This window comes from Thalassoglobus polymorphus, assembly GCF_007744255.1.
GTDB lineage: Bacteria > Planctomycetota > Planctomycetia > Planctomycetales > Planctomycetaceae > Thalassoglobus > Thalassoglobus polymorphus.
Genome location: NZ_CP036267.1, coordinates 4,673,408 through 4,688,175, shown reverse-complemented (window position 1 = coordinate 4,688,175; position 14,768 = coordinate 4,673,408). Strand labels below are relative to the sequence as shown.

General features: G+C 50.9%; 12 protein-coding genes. 6 read left to right on the top strand and 6 right to left on the bottom strand.

Features of this window, described 5'->3' with window-relative positions; genetic code table 11:
* The first annotated feature begins 16 nt into the window (after positions 1 to 16).
* The gene (locus Mal48_RS16905) at positions 17 to 1,060 is read left to right on the top strand and encodes a dihydrodipicolinate synthase family protein (RefSeq protein ID WP_145202211.1); all 1,044 of its coding nucleotides are present in this window, start codon (positions 17 to 19) and stop codon (positions 1,058 to 1,060) included.
* 48 nt (positions 1,061 to 1,108) lie between these two features.
* On the opposite strand, the gene recG is transcribed toward Mal48_RS16905, so the two are convergent.
* Positions 1,109 to 3,181 carry an ATP-dependent DNA helicase RecG gene (gene recG / locus Mal48_RS16900; RefSeq protein ID WP_145202207.1) on the bottom strand — a complete coding sequence of 691 codons (2,073 nt, stop codon included), beginning with the start codon at positions 3,179 to 3,181 and terminating at the stop codon, positions 1,109 to 1,111.
* 280 nt (positions 3,182 to 3,461) lie between these two features.
* On the opposite strand from recG, the gene Mal48_RS16895 reads away from it, so the two are divergent.
* Both Mal48_RS16895 and Mal48_RS16890 read left to right on the top strand, forming a co-directional pair.
* Positions 3,462 to 5,999 (top strand): tetratricopeptide repeat protein, encoded by a 2,538-nt coding sequence (locus Mal48_RS16895; RefSeq protein WP_145202204.1) that lies wholly within the window; start codon positions 3,462 to 3,464, stop codon positions 5,997 to 5,999.
* A 260-nt stretch (positions 6,000 to 6,259) separates the two neighbouring features.
* On the top strand, positions 6,260 to 6,616 hold the full coding sequence (locus Mal48_RS16890; protein ID WP_145202201.1) for a PilZ domain-containing protein: 357 nt from the start codon (positions 6,260 to 6,262) through the stop codon (positions 6,614 to 6,616).
* Between the two features lie 190 nt (positions 6,617 to 6,806).
* Here the strand turns inward: Mal48_RS16890 and Mal48_RS16885 are convergent, their stop codons facing one another.
* Positions 6,807 to 7,526, bottom strand: a complete 720-nt coding sequence (locus Mal48_RS16885) for a sulfite oxidase-like oxidoreductase (RefSeq protein WP_145202198.1) — start codon at positions 7,524 to 7,526, stop codon at positions 6,807 to 6,809.
* A 378-nt stretch (positions 7,527 to 7,904) separates the two neighbouring features.
* On the opposite strand from Mal48_RS16885, the gene Mal48_RS16880 reads away from it, so the two are divergent.
* From Mal48_RS16880 to Mal48_RS23350, 3 genes are all read left to right on the top strand, one after another.
* A complete protein-coding gene (locus tag Mal48_RS16880) occupies positions 7,905 to 9,083 on the top strand; it encodes a formylglycine-generating enzyme family protein (RefSeq protein ID WP_145202195.1) in 1,179 nt (392 codons plus the stop codon).
* Between the two features lie 76 nt (positions 9,084 to 9,159).
* Positions 9,160 to 10,506 (top strand): excinuclease ABC subunit UvrC, encoded by a 1,347-nt coding sequence (locus Mal48_RS16875; protein ID WP_145202192.1) that lies wholly within the window; start codon positions 9,160 to 9,162, stop codon positions 10,504 to 10,506.
* 261 nt (positions 10,507 to 10,767) lie between these two features.
* On the top strand, positions 10,768 to 10,923 hold the full coding sequence (locus tag Mal48_RS23350) for a hypothetical protein (protein WP_197441776.1): 156 nt from the start codon (positions 10,768 to 10,770) through the stop codon (positions 10,921 to 10,923).
* 245 nt (positions 10,924 to 11,168) lie between these two features.
* Here Mal48_RS23350 and Mal48_RS16870 read toward each other — a convergent pair whose 3' ends face one another.
* From Mal48_RS16870 to Mal48_RS16855, 4 genes are read right to left on the bottom strand one after another with little or no spacing between them, the layout of a single operon-like run.
* Entirely contained in the window at positions 11,169 to 11,486 is a 318-nt protein-coding gene (locus Mal48_RS16870; protein ID WP_145202189.1) for a hypothetical protein, read from the bottom strand.
* 37 nt (positions 11,487 to 11,523) lie between these two features.
* Positions 11,524 to 12,753, bottom strand: a complete 1,230-nt coding sequence (locus Mal48_RS16865) for a DUF420 domain-containing protein (RefSeq protein ID WP_197441775.1) — start codon at positions 12,751 to 12,753, stop codon at positions 11,524 to 11,526.
* Between the two features lie 29 nt (positions 12,754 to 12,782).
* Complete coding sequence (locus Mal48_RS16860; protein ID WP_145202184.1) at positions 12,783 to 13,625, bottom strand: ABC transporter permease; 843 nt, start codon at positions 13,623 to 13,625, stop codon at positions 12,783 to 12,785.
* Entirely contained in the window at positions 13,622 to 14,551 is a 930-nt protein-coding gene (locus Mal48_RS16855; protein ID WP_145202181.1) for an ABC transporter ATP-binding protein, read from the bottom strand. Before Mal48_RS16855 ends, Mal48_RS16860 begins: the two co-directional genes overlap by 4 nt.
* Positions 14,552 to 14,768: the final 217 nt, after the last annotated feature.

Here is a 14,768-nt window from a genome sequence, read left to right as displayed (position 1 = left end):
TCAACGAAGAATAGAAATGACAGACGAACAGCTTCGCAAAATTCTCCTTGACGGAATCGCAATTCCAGCGCATCCACTCGTTTTAGATGCATCCCGGAAATTCGACGAACGGCGACAACGGGCACTGAGCCGGTACTACCTGGCTGCCGGAGCAGGGGGGCTGGCGGTTGGAGTTCATACGACTCAATTTGCGATTCATGAACCGGGGGGACTTTACGAACCGGTTCTGCAACTTGCAGCAGAAGAAATGAATCGCGTCAGCGACCGTCCCCTCGTACGAATTGCGGGTGTGATTGGCAAAACAGAACAAGCTGTCCGCGAAGCCGGAATCGCCCGCGAAGCTGGTTACGATGCTGCGTTGTTAAGCGTCTCAGCGATGAAAGGGTCAAGCGAAGATGAGTTGGTTGCTCACTGCAAGGCGATTGCGGATGTGATCCCGCTGTTCGGTTTTTACCTCCAGGAAAGCGTCGGAGGGATGGATTTGCCGTATTCTTTCTGGCGGAAGTTTGTTGAAATCGAAAATCTGGTAGCGATCAAGATTGCGGCCTTTGATCGTTACAAAACAATTGATGTCATCCGGGCTCTCGCAGAATCCGAACGTGAAGATGTTGCACTCTACACCGGAAACGATGACAACATCATTCAGGATTTGCTGACGACCTATCGTTTCAAGGTTGGTGAGAAAACGATCGAAAAGCAATTTTCCGGTGGCCTGCTCGGTCATTGGGCGGTCTGGACGAAAAAGTCTGTTGAACTTCTTGAGCGAGCAAAGGCAGAGAAAGCAAACGGCCCAGCTTCGCAAGAGATGATGGTCATCAACAATGAAACGACCGACGCGAATGCTGTCCTTTTCGATGCATCCAATTCCTTCCGTGGTTGCATTCCCGGTTTGTCTGAGGTTCTCCGTCGGCAGGGGTTGCTGGAGGGGACATGGTGCCTGGATGAAAACGAGGTCTTAAGTCCCGGTCAGAGTGAAGAGATCGATCGGCTTTATCGATCATACCCTCACTTGACTGACGATGATTTCGTGAAAGAGCATCTCGATGAATGGCTGACTTAAAAAGTCTTCGTCAAGAGGCAGATCCTGCAAACCAATTCGAAAGATGTTCTAACCGCTTCTTGGTAGGTCGAGAAGTTTTGAGAAGCGGTCGAGAACTTTTTCTTTGAACTTTGCAAACTCGGGTGAGTCGAAGTCTCCTGAGCGGACCAGGTGGAAGGCTTCCTTGCGGGCCTGTTCGAGCATTTTTTCGTCTTTGAGGAAATCGGCAAATCGTAACGGAAGTGCGCCATGCTGCCGTGTTCCCAACACATCTCCGGGACCACGGAGTTCGAAATCCTGCTCCGCGACGACAAAGCCATCTGAGGAATTTTCTAGGGCTGCTAAACGTGCGTTTGCTTCAGGAGAGTCTGATCCTGAAACGAGAAAACAGTATCCCCGATGTTTTCCACGAGCGATGCGGCCCCGCAACTGATGAAGTTGAGAAAGCCCGAATCGTTCCGCGTCGAGGATGACCATGAGTGTTGCATTCGGAACATCGACACCGACTTCGATAACAGTCGTCGAAACGAGGACGTCGATCTCGTGGTCTCGAAAGGCAGCCATCGTTTCGTTTCGTTCTTCGCGGTCGATTCGTCCATGCACCAAGCCCAACTTGAAATCAGGTAAGCTCGCCTTCATCTTCTGAAACGTCTCCTCTGCTGAGGCGGCTTCCATTTTGGAACTCGTGTCGACGAGCGGGCAAACGATGTACATTTGCCGTCCGGATCGCAACTTCTCTTTCAAAAACTCCCACGCTTTCCGCTTCTGAGGGCTGGTTGAAATCCGACTGGTGACGACAGATTGTCGTCCCTTCGGTCGATCTTTAACAATGGTGATATCGAGATCACCGAACTGCGTCAGGCAGAGTGTGCGCGGAATCGGTGTCGCCGTCATCACCAGAATATGAGGAGGTGGGCCGGAATCATTCGAGAATTGTGCCCGCTGTGCGACACCAAATTTGTGTTGCTCGTCGATGATGACCATCCCCAGCTTCTCAAACGAAACGCCCTTTTGAATCAGTGCCTGGGTTCCCACGACCAGTTGAATGCTTCCAGAGGCAAGCCCGTCGAGAACACGTTGGCGTTCTTTCGGAGTCAGGCTTCCGGTGAGAAGTTCTTTCTCGATTCGGCTTTCTCCAAGGAGTTCGCAGAGCGTTTCCCAATGCTGGTTGGCGAGTAGTTCCGTCGGAGCCATCAGAGCTCCCTGGTATCCATGGGCGATGGCGACCAGTAAGGCATAAATCGCGACCACCGTTTTTCCCGCTCCAACATCTGCCTGGATGAGCCGGTGCATTGCGTACCCGGATCGGAGATCGTTGGACAAATCGCTCACTGCAAGGTTCTGCCCGTCCGTGAATTGAAACGGGAAGAGTCGACGGATGCGGGCATCAATCTTAGCTGTCGTTTCAAACTTCGGAGCGTTCTGACGCGCACGCCATTGACGACGTCGAAGAGCCAAACCGAGTTGGAATTCGAAGAGGTCGTCGAACACAATTCGGCGTCGAGCCGCGTCGTATTCGTCTTTTGAAGATGGCTGATGAACAGATTGAATCGCCTTGCTTAAGCTTGGCATCTTCAATCGTGCTCGAAACGATTCCGGGAGCGGATCAGGGATTTGATCAATGACCGATTCGATTCCGCTTCCGATGATCTGGCGTAATTTGTGTACTTTCAAGCCATCAGTCAGGCGGTAGCGTGTGAGAATCACCCCTCCGGTTTCGCTGTCGTCCTCGTCCAGCCATTGCACATTCGGATGAGAGAACTCCCAGCGTCCCTGATTGAATTTTGGTTTCCCGGAGAAAATCACCGACTGTCCTTCGACGAGTCGATTTCGCATCCATGGTTGATTGAACCAGACTCCGCGCACGAAATCAGTCGAACAATCGAGCAGCGCAGCTGTCATCGTGCGGTTATTTCTCAAGGGGCGCGCGTCGACGTCGACCACCTTTCCCCGAACCGTTTGTGGTTTGTCAGCTTTGAGTTCTTCGGGCGGACAAACATGTGAAAAATCAAGGATGTCACGCGGAAGGGTCCAGAGGAGATCCTCAATCGTCTCGACATTCAACTTCCGTAGCAGCTCCGCCCATCTCGGACCGACTCCCGGAAGGAACTGAACATCAGTATTGAGCGTCAGCTCGGGCATGTGGTGAAAGGGGCGAAGGCGAAGGCTCCGATGGAGGCGCGCCGGTGAATGAGAATTCAAAAATCTAAACTGCCGCACATCCTACTTCAGCGACGAACCCAAGTCACCTTCGGGAAGTTCGTTCTTCTACACGTTGAACAGTTTTGTCTTTTTTGTCTTTCAAGGACATGCTTAACGTCGAATCACCCAACCTTCTCATTTGTGAATTAAGCCGCTTAGCTGCGGGAGGCTTTCATTTATCGTAGAATTCTGGCAACTGTTCCGGACTCTGGAGGATTTCATGGAATCTGTTCGACGTCTATTTCTGTCTGGTTTCGTTTTCTGTCTATGGACCGGGTCTGTCTGTTCTGGAGCGGATATCGATCAGTGTCGAGAACTGTTGTTGTACGGTGAATACGAGAAATGTATCACCACGACAGCTGAGGCGATTGAGCAGGGAGTGTATGGAGAGTCCTGGCATCTGGTGAAAGCGGAAGCGGAGTTCAAGACTGGGAAATATGAAGAGTCGCTGAAGACGATTCAATCAGCTCTTGAACGTTACGGGTGGAGCATTCGCCTGCGGTGGTTAGCGATGCAGGTAGTTCCGTATTTGAATCAGGACGAGCTGGTACTGAAGTATACCGAAGAGATTGCTCAGATGGTTCAGGCTTCTCCCTGGAGATACACCGACGCCGAAAATCTGGTGACGTTGGGACACTTTGTGATTGAGCAGGGAGCCGACGTTAAAGCGGCTCAGGATGCGTTTTTCACTCGGTCGCGGCGCAACAATCCTTTGCATCGTTCGCCCGCATTGGCGCTCGGTAATCTGGCATTGGAAAAACGGGATTTTCAACTGGCTGCAGAAATGTTCGGTCCGGCATTTGAAGATCATCCTGACGACCCGGACATCACATTCGGCTTAGCACTCGCGTTTGCAGGCTCGGACCGAGAAGTTTCAAACGGCTATTTGCAGGTGACGCTGGAGAAGAATTCAAATCACATTCCGGCACTGCTGTTTCAAGTCGATCATTTCATCGACGCCGAACAATATGAAGAGGCGAGTGCTTTGATCGAGCGGACCCTGAAAGTGAATCCGCACCATCCAGAGGCTCTGGCGTACCAGTCTGTCATTGCCTTGCTTCAAGAGGAGACCGAAGCAGGGATGAAGGCTCGCAATCTTGCACTCAGTACATGGAAAAAGAATCCACTGGTCGATCACACCATTGGTCGGAAGCTGTCTCAAAAATACCGTTTCGAACAAGGGGCTACTTTTCAGGAACAGGCCCTTGAGTTTGATCCAAATTTCACGCCTGCCAAAAAACAATTGATTCAAGACTTGCTGCGGTTGGGGCGGGAAGAGGAAGGTTGGAAACTTGCCGACGAAGTCCACGAGAAGGACCCGTATGATGTGGCTGTCTATAACTTGGTCACGCTGCGGGATGAACTCCAAAAGTTTGAAACGCTCGAAGCGAGCGGATTTCAGATCCGGATGTCGACAGATGAAGCGAAGATCTATGGTCATCGAGTGATCCAGTTGCTGACCGAAGCACGCGAGGTGCTCACTCAGAAGTACAAACAGGAACTGCCTGAAACGATCCTCGTCGAAATCTTTCCTCGCCCGGCAGACTTTGAAGTCCGCACATTCGGAATGCCGGGGGTTGTCGGTTATCTCGGAGTTTGCTTTGGTGATGTGATTACCGCAAACAGTCCGGCTTCGCAAGATGCCAACCCGGTGAACCTGGAATCTGTCCTGTGGCATGAGTTTGCTCATGTGGTCACCTTGAATAAAACGAACAACCGCATGCCGCGCTGGCTCAGCGAGGGGATCTCGGTTTACGAAGAACGGCAACGTGATGCCTCTTGGGGAGAGCATCTGAATGTGACCTATCGCAATATGATTCTCGGCGGCGAACTCTCTCCGATCGGCGAGATGAGTGAAATGTTTCTCTCGCCCAAGTCTCCGGTTCATGTTCAATTTGCCTACTATCAAAGCTCACTGATCGTCGAACATATCATCGAGAAATATGGGTTTGATTCCTTGCTCAAGGTGCTGGACGATTTGGCTGTGGGGATGAACATTAATGAATCGCTCCCGCGCCACACCGCTCCGCTGAAACAACTCGATGAGGAGCTTGTTATGTACGCGACCGAACTCGCGACTGAATATGGGAAGAACGTGGAGTGGAGCGAACCGGCAATCGCAGAGTTCATACAAAGTTCTGAGCCCGCAAAGGATGCACTCGCTTGGGCAGATGAGAACCCGAAACACTATTTGGGGTTGAAAGCCTGGGGGCGTATTCTCGTCGAGAAAGGTGACTCGAAGACTGCGATTCAACTTTATGAAAAAGCGGTTGAACTCTTTCCGAGCGAACCAGGACCTGAAAGCCCACTCTTGACACTGGCGAAGCTGTATCAAGAACAGGGAGAGAACGACAAAGAGAAGCAAGCGCTCCTGAAGTTGGTGAAGATTGACGACGATGCAGTGGCTGCATTTTTCCGGTTAATGGAAATTGCCAACGACGAGAAAGATTGGGAAGCGGTCAAACAGTTTGCGTCGAAACTTTTAGCCGTCAAACCGTTAATCGCACAACCTCACGCTGCACTGGCCGCCGCCAGCGAACATCTTGAAGAATCAGAATCCGCCATCGATGCGATGGACTCATTGCTCGCACTGAAACCGGCTGACCGCGCTGATCTGTACTACCGCAAGGCGATCCAGCAGCAGAAGCTCGGTCAACACGATTCAGCTCGAAGAAGTGTTCTCCAGGCACTCGAAGAAGCTCCTCGCTACAGAGAAGCTTTAGTCCTGCTTCAAGGGCTTGTCGACTCCAACGAATAGGTTGTCGGTTTCGATTTGCTTGAGTGGATTGTTCGCAGCGATGTCATCTTTGAATCGAAGATGGTGAATGTGTGAGGGTTATGCCGGTATTGCGGAGGCTCTCTTTTCAGATTTTGACGGAATCTCAAAGGCATTCCACTTCCAGATCGGATGTGGTCTACATTTCAACATAATGAAATCTATTCACATCGATCACGGCTCTCCTTTTGTGTGTCGTCTCGATGTGACCACAGGAATAATCACGTCGGAGAAGGATTGTTATGTTGAGCGACCCTTGGAATCGCCCGGAACTCAATGACTTACGCTCGATTTTGGAAAGTATCGGGAAGTCTGATGAAGATCACAATCGGAATTCTGAGCGTTTGGAACTTTCGGTTCCAGCGGAAATGACGACACTTCGTGGAAACACTATTTCCGCAATGACGCGTGAGATCAGCCGTACAGGTATTGGACTCCTCCACAAAGGGATGATTTCACCCGGAGAAGTGACTGTGCGGATGGCGAGCGATACTCGTGAGTTTGAATACCGCGTTTTGATCGAATGGTGCCGTCCTTGTGATGATGGCATGTACCTCAGCGGCGGCCGCTTCCTCAGTCAGAAAACGACGACTTTTTAGAACCGTTTGTTTTACGATGTGCCCGTGAAGAACGCGTTTCACCCGCATCATTGCTGTTCGCGATAGTGCGGGTTCCTGACAGAAGAGCGCGAACACCGATTCGAAAGTGCTCTAGAACCAGTCCGAAAACCTCTGGAATAGCCGCTTGTCTCAACGTTTGAGAGAGCAAGATCAAGTTTCGGGGCTAGGTTTAGTATGATTCCGGCGGGCGCGGGCCCTTCCAGTCGGGGTCATCGCGAAATCTTTCTCCGTCGGGATTCATTTCGTTGACGACCCAGGGATCTCCGTGCATGTGGTAGCCGAGTTGCTCCCAATACCCGGGGGAGTCTTCAGCGACGAACGTCAGCTTGCGAAGCCATTTTGCACTTTTCCAGGCATAGAGTTGCGGGACGACCAATCTTACGGGCCCGCCATGATCGGCATCGAGCGGTTCTCCATCGTGAGTCTCGACGAGCAAAGCATCAGCGACGTTGAAGTCTTCGATTGGAATATTTGTCGTCCAGCCCGAATCAAAGCCTTCAGCAATCACGAACTTTGCTTCTGCTCTCACGCCGACTCGCTCCATGATTTCTTGTACCGAAACGCCTCCCCAAACGTTTCCTAATCGAGACCACTTGGTGACGCAGTGAAAGTCGGAGTAGACTTTCACATGCGGCAACGCTCGGAACTCATCCAGAGTCAGCTTAAGTGGCCGCTCCACGAGTCCGCCGATTTGGAGTCGCCACAGGTCGTGGTTGATTGTCGGAACAGTTCCATAGTGCAGCACAGGCCACTTTCGGGTCCTCGACTGTCCGGCGGGAATGCGATTGTCTCGCAGTGTGTCCGGGCTGATGATCACGTCGTCAGCCAGGTGCTCTTCCGCTGTCGAAGGGTTGCCAGCCTGATACTTCGGGTCATCATTCACGGTCATCGCAAATCTCCGGAATTCTCTCGTCAGCGATTTCGTTGGCTGACGATCTTCTTTGACACCTTCAGAACAGCCTCTCTCATAAAGAGTGGAGACATTTGACAACTGAATGCGTATGATAATAAGAGCGCATATTATACTGTTGAAGAGTTTGTCTTTCGCCCGAATTGCCACCACTTATGCGGAATTTTCCTGAGCAAATCCAATCTTGTTCTGTAAGTTCTGCCTTGTCGTGAGCAATCTTTAAAGCCGTGAAAGCGATCTTCAAGGAGACATTAAAGTGTGAAGCTGCTCCGGTTGCGATCGAGGTCGAGGTCTCAACTTTCAACTTCGCCTGCGAAAAGCGTTTCGTCCGTTCTGTTTAATGACAATCCGATCCTCATGAAGAAAATCTACCTGCTCGTGCTTGGAAGCTGTTTGCTGGGGGGGCTCCTTTTTGCAGCGATTCTCCTCCCGGTGAGTTCGACCTCCGCGAAAACAAACGCGGACGGCCTGGTCATCAAACCTCCATCTCACATTTCTCCAGAAGGGTTCGTTTGGGTTCCGGGTGGGAGTTTCGTGATGGGAACGGATTATCAACCCTCTCCACAGGACCCAAATCCGGATCGCATCAAGCCGGATGAGTCACCCGCACATACGGTTGAGCTCGATGGGTTTTGGATGAGTGAGACCCCGGTCACGAATCAACAGTTTCAAGAGTTCGTGGAGATGACGGGATACGTCACCTTTGCCGAGAAAGTTCCGACGCGAGAAGACTTTGCGAAGAGTGGAGTCGATCCCATGGCGATTCCGGAAGAAGCACTCAAGCCCGGCTCGATGTGTTTCAATGACAAATTTGACCGGGCGAGTCTCGTTACTGAAGGTCCAGGATGGGAGTATCAAGTCTGGGCAATTGTCGATGGAGCAGACTGGAAACATCCCAATGGTCCAGATTCATCAATTGAAGACCGGATGGATCACCCAGTGGTCCATCTCACTTGGGAAGACGCAGTGGCATACTGTGACTGGGCTGGGATGAGATTGCCCACCGAAGCTGAGTTTGAATATGCGAACCGAAATGGTGGGAAGAAGTCCAAGTATTTCTGGGGCGAAGAGCGGGATCCCAACGGGAAGTTCATGGCAAACTACTGGCAGGGGGAATTTCCAACTCGACGGGAAAACGAAGATGGCTACTTGGGAACGTCACCCGTCAAAGCGTTTCCTGCGAATGAACTTGGACTTTACGATATGGCAGGTAATGTTTGGGAATGGTGCGCGGACTATTATCACCACGACTACTACGCAGTTTCACCCAAACGAAATCCAAAAGGTCCAGCAGAAAGTTTTGATCCCCGAGAACCGGGGATCGTCAAGCGTGTCCAACGAGGGGGCTCGTTTTTGTGCAACACAAATAGTTGTACGGGATACCGCACCGGAGCACGTATGGCAGGGGAAGTGATGTCGAGTAGTTTTCACAACGGCTTCCGTTGTGTCCTCGATACGACAATGATCGAAGAGTACAAAATCGCCCAAGACAAAATCACTGCCTGGAAATCCAATCCTGTCGTAGCCAAACAGTAGAGGCCGGTTCTTTGCAGTCGTCCAGTCGAGCGGCTTCAGAATCTCTCGTTGAATCAACACGATATAAAGCTGCGTCATGGATGAGTCGGAAGACAATCTGGAAACTCAATCTCCAACCACTCCTGCGGTCCCACCGGAGGAGAAGGTCAAAACATTTCCACAGACTCCGGGCGTCTACCTGATGAAAGACAACCTGGGGCGTGTCATCTACATTGGGAAAGCACTTCAACTCCGCAGTCGAGCTTCCAGCTACTTCACCACCGCTGCGGCTGTCGATCAGCGTACGGCAAGTCTGGTTACTGAAATTGCCGATCTCGATTTCATTAAGACGGAATCTGAAGTCGACGCACTCCTTCTCGAATCGCGATTGATCAAAGATATTCAGCCGAAATTCAACCAGGAACTCAAAGACGACAAAACGTTTCCGTACCTGCAAATTCGAATCAACGAAGAGTTTCCTCGGGTCGAATTCACCAGAAAGCCGGAAGCGAAAGGGGTCAAGCTTTATGGCCCGTTCACTTCAGCTAAAAAACTGCGTGGGACGATTTCTGTTCTTCAAAAGATCTTTAAGTTCCGAACGTGTCCGTTGGAGATTGAGGAAGAGGACGAACGTTGGAAGTGGTTCCGTCCCTGTTTGCTTGCCAGCATCGACCAATGCACAGCCCCCTGTAACTTGCGAATCAGTAAAGAGGAATACCGTGAAGACATCCGCCGATTGAGGATGTTTCTAGATGGCAAGAAGGTCAAGCTTCTGAGAGAGCTGAAGAAGGAGATGCAACTGGCATCCAAAGAACTCAAATTCGAAAAGGCTGCCAGAATTCGCGATGAGATCAAAGCTCTTGATAGTTTGAACTTGCGCGGAAATCTGGATGATCATGTTCAGCCAGAAGTCTTTTACATCGACCCGAAAAAAGGGCTGCGCGGCCTCAAAAAGGTCTTCAATCTTGACGAAGTCCCACGTGTGATTGAGGGGGTCGACATCGCTCATCTACAAGGAGGCGAAACCGTAGCCAGCCTCGTCCAGTTCATCGATGGGCTTCCATTCAAGCATGGCTATAAGCGTTACAAAATCCGCACCGTCGAGGGAGTCGACGACTTTGCTTCAATACGGGAAGTTGTTGGTCGTCGACTGAGACGACTCTCACAAGAGGGGGGAGCCTACCCCGACATTCTCTTGATCGATGGCGGGAAGGGGCAACTCAGCGCAGCCATGGAGGCGATGCGCGTGCTCGAAATCGATCCCCCCTTTACGATCTCGCTAGCGAAACGCGAGGAAGAAATCTTCGTTCCCGGAGAGTCAGAACCAAAGCGCCTCAGCCGACATTCTTACGCTCTGCGGCTGTTGCAATATGTACGTGATGAATCACACCGATTTGCGCAGTCGTACCACCACACTCTCCGCAGAAAAGCAACTTTCGAATAGAACGCTTCGAGTTTTTTGGGCCACGCTGCATACTGTGAATGCCGCTTCGATGCTGCTCTGGGCCTCTCTTTTACCTCAGCAATGCAACATGGAAGCAAGTCGTGTGCGTGGGAGGCGTGATGAACAATCGAATTGGAGCGATTGAAATGATTGTCCTGATCGTTCGTGAGCAGTTTCTGTGAAACTGAGTTGCCTCGACACCTTCATGACGTAGGGTTTCGAAGAGATCCCCCCTTCAAAGCGGACCGTTCGAGGTAAACCATGTCGCCCTTCTTGGCAATGCCATTCTACAGTTACATGCGTACTTATAAGCGTTACGCATTTGAGTTTTGGGAAAACCTGTCCCCGGCACAGTACGGGATGGTTCTCGTCGTCGTCTTTGTTCTTGGCTACCTGATGATGAAATCTGCTCGCTAGAGCGAGCTTGCTCTACTGTATGCCCGTGAAGAACGCGTTTCTCCAATGAAATTGCTGTTCGCTGCGAGGCAGAACCTGAACACTCATTCGATAGATGCTCTAACAATCGTTGCTGATGCAGGCACAATTGGCCTCTTGAAAATCAGCAGAAGTGGAGGACCTCCCAGAGGTCATTTCAACCAGCTGAGAAGGCTGTGCCTGCATGCTCCGAGGGTTCCGATACGCCTTCTTCAGCGTGACTTTGATTATTCCTCAGCGGTCGCCGATGGATTGATTGAACCTTCCGAGTCGGAGTGACCTGTCGCCAGCATTTCTTCATGCATGGCAGCTCTTTTTTGAGAGAGTCGATAGAAAGAGATTCCGAACGCAGTGAACATGGTGGCTGGCATCGCCAGCATGAACAGAATGCTGTACATGTAAGCGCGTGGTCGAGCGAGTGTGACATCATCTTGCGCATCTTCATTCGCCACCGCACACATCGGGCATGCTTGAGCTGCGCTGCTCATGAAGAAACCACTCGAAAAAACGAGTGCGACGAGTAAAATTCGAATTTGCTTAAACATCTAATCGACCTGTATTGTTGAGTTGGTCAAGGCTTGATCAAAGCTTGTACAACATCCAGTAAATGATAACACCTGTAATCGACACGTACAGCCAGATTGGGAAGGTGACTTTTGCCCACTTTCGATGCGACTCCCAGTTCTGCCGAAGTCCTTTGGTAATCGTGACTAACGCTAATACGGGGACCATTGCAGCTAAGATAACGTGGCTGATCAATATTGAGAAATAGACAGTTCGAATCGTTCCAGTCTGCTCAAACGGCTTTCCACGGACGCCCGCGTATTGGTACAGGGCGAAATGGTAAACCAGGTAGGAAATCAAAAACAGACAGGAGACGCCGAATGCATACAACATCAGTTTTTTATGCAAACTTGTGAGCTTCGCTTTGATCGCTGTGAAACCGAGCATTAGCAAAAGTGTGGCCAGAGCGTTGAGCATCGCATTGGTGGCCGGCAAACGCTTCGCCCAGTAGGGAAGCTTTGCGAGTGGGTCGGCTTTGACCTTTTTCATGTATTCCAGAACGGTAGCTTGCTGTGCTTCGCGCGCTTCGATGACGACGGGACGAAACTCGTCCGGGGTTTCAATGTCCCCTTTCAGAACGCGTCGCAACACCGACATCTCTTTCGGATCGATGGAGTTGTAACGTCCGAGAATTTTTCCGGCAGCATCGACATGGATGATGTTGTTGTCGTGCGCAAACTCCATTCCCGGTTGTCGTGCAGTCCCCACGTTTTCCCACGCGGTCACTTTAAAACCTTCGCGGATCAGCTTCCAGACTTGAACGGGATCACCAGTTGCAAACAACCATCGCTTGGGATCAGCTTCCCAGATGTCGGCATACTTTCGCATGATCTCGACGGTATCTTCTTCAGGATTGACCGTAATCGTCACCATTCGCATATCGACATCGGAGACCGTTTTGTCAAATTCCATCATCATCCGTGATGTCATCGGGCATTGATGCGGACATTGAGCAAAGATGAAGTTCACGATCCATGGTTTGCCAAGCAAATCCTCTTTCGTGAATTCTTGTCCTGTCTGGTCAACCAGGGTGAAGTCGTCAACTTCGTCCGGATTCCAGACTTGAGGTTGGTCATAGGCGCTACGTCGATATGTCAGCGGCAGAGTGTCTCCCGGTTCCAGAACTTGATTTTCAGGGAGTTCTGCAGGAGTTTCATTCTGCGCGAAGAGTTCCTCGCACGTCATGCTGGCAAGCAAGCAGAACGCAACAAGGGACAATGACAACACCTGCCATCGAGGAGAATTCATAATGCGTCGGTTTTCGTTGAAGTATCCAATCATGAGGCCACCGCTGGGTCTCGGCGTGTGATCCAAACATCGATGAGTAAACAGGCCATCGCAAATCCAACCGTCACAATGATACACGTTGCTTTTGATGGAGAATCCGTCAGCAGTGCCTGGTTCTCGACGAGTGTTCGCCTCAAACCTGCAACCCCGTATGTCAATGGGTTCAGTCGCATGATCCAGCTCATCCAGAGAGAACCTGAACCGGGAAAGAACGCCCCCGATAACAACCACATCGGTAATAAGACAACGCTCATTACTCCATGGTATCCCTGAACGGAATCAATTTTCCAGGCAAAGAGATATCCCAGCGCTGTCAGCCCCAAAGATATCCAAAATAAGAACAAAGCTGCCTGAATCATGCTCGACAGTGAGAATGCAAAACTCATTTCGGGGGCAAGATTCACAAATTGTAACAGAGGAGCCACGATGAGGAACAAGAACGCCTGAAGCAACGCTAAAGCTGTTCCGCCGAGAACTTTGCCTAATACGATCGCAGAACGTGGAACAGGAGCGACCAGCACTCCTTGCATGAACCCTTCGTTGCGGTCTTGAATGACCGAGATCGAAGAAAAGATTGACGTGAACAGGACAATCAGAACCGCCACGCCGGGAAGAAAGTACTCCTGAAACGAAAGAGCGTTCTCGCCCTCGGTTCCGGGCATTGCAAAAGACCCATGCAATCCAGCTCCAAAGAGAATCCAGAAGACAACCGGTTGGCCGACAGCACCAATCACGCGGGATCGTTGCCGCAAAAAACGCACGACTTCTCGGACAGCCAGTGTCCAGGTCGCTGTCCATAACGGGGAACGTTGAGCTTGTGTGGTGCTGCTCATGCTGCTTCACCTTCGTCTAAACGCCGCCCAGTCAATTTAATAAAGACATCCTCAAGAGTTGGCTTTCCAAGCGTCAGGTTCTGAAACTGACCAGGAAATTGAGTCGCAATTTGGACGAGTAGTTCGTGGCCATTCTCTTGTTCGATCCGCAGCGTCTCTCCGATCTTTTGTACATCAACGTGCAATTGTTGACGGAGCTGAGCGGCAAGTTGGTCTTGGTTTTCTGCCTGAATAGTGAGGCTGTCTCCACCGACCATCGCTTGCAGTTCGTCAGGTGTCCCTAGCGCGATCAATTTTCCTTCATCGAGTATTCCGAGTCGGCCACATCTGGCAGCTTCTTCCATGAGGTGTGTCGTGACAAGAATTGTGACTTCGGATTCCTTTTGCAGTTTCAATAAAGTTTCCCACAAATCATGACGCGCTCTGGGGTCGAGCCCGGTGCTTGGCTCGTCAAGCAATAAGATTTCAGGTGAGTGCAACAGGGACTTTGCGATTTCGACTCTGCGTTTCAGACCGCCAGAAAGTTTCTCAGCAAAATCATTCGCTCGATCTGCGACACCCAGTTGCGCCATGACTGTTTGACAACGTGTCCGAAGCTCCGCTCCATAAAGTCCGTAGAGATGCCCTTGGTGTTTCAGGTTTTCAGCGACAGTTAACTTCAGATCCAGGCTGGGAGACTGAAACGTCACGCCAATGCAGCGCCGGACCGCGTCGGGATCAGATAAGACGGAATGCCCACAAACCTGGGCGCTCCCTTCTTGAATAGGAAGAAGAGTTGAGAGGACGCGAAACAGCGTGGACTTTCCTCCTCCGTTTGGTCCCAGCAGGCCGAAGACATCCCCGGCCGGCACTGTAAACCCAACGTCATTCAGAGCAACGCGATCTCCATATCGAAACACGAGTTGTTCGACTTCAACGGCTGGCATGAACCATCCTGTACGACAGAAAACCGGCTTCAATATTGAAACCGGTAGTAGAAATGAGAGCGTTTCAATGCTTGTCGTGTCCGTATCGGTTACTTTCACGACTCCACAAACTGCTCGTTACGCGGCAGATCATGAAAACTGATATTGGAATTGCTCTGGAGAGACTAACAAACAGTGATGGAATTAATGATCTTCACAGGGAACGTCATGGACTGTT